This is a genomic window from Burkholderia sp. Bp8963 (genome assembly GCF_003854275.1).
Taxonomy (GTDB): Bacteria; Pseudomonadota; Gammaproteobacteria; order Burkholderiales; family Burkholderiaceae; genus Burkholderia.
The window spans coordinates 1-252 of sequence record NZ_QTQP01000207.1 but is presented as its reverse complement, the minus strand read 5'-3'; the positions used below and the strand labels follow the sequence as shown (position 1 = coordinate 252).

1 pseudogene is annotated in these 252 nt (G+C 59.9%); it reads right to left on the bottom strand.

The annotated features are described in order from the left end of the window. Nucleotides 1-122: 122 nt before the first annotated feature. A pseudogene (locus DID96_RS38060) lies at nucleotides 123-252 on the bottom strand (IS5/IS1182 family transposase); the annotation flags it as partial.

Sequence of the window (252 nt, the reverse complement as noted above, 5' to 3'; positions counted from 1 at the left end):
TCCGTGATCACTCGTTTCGGAAACCCATGATCAGCGATCACGTTCGACGGAAATGGCTGATCACGATCGTTCGGAATCAGCGATCATGATCCGCCGAAATCCCTGATCACGATCGCCGGAATACGCATGATGCGGCTATCGGGGTCGGTGAAGTTGTCCTGGGTCCGGTCCTCGGGCACACCGAACGGCCGTTTGTAGCGACCGCCCTTCGGCTTGCCATCCGGGCCGCGCGGCTTCTGGTCGTCGTCATCG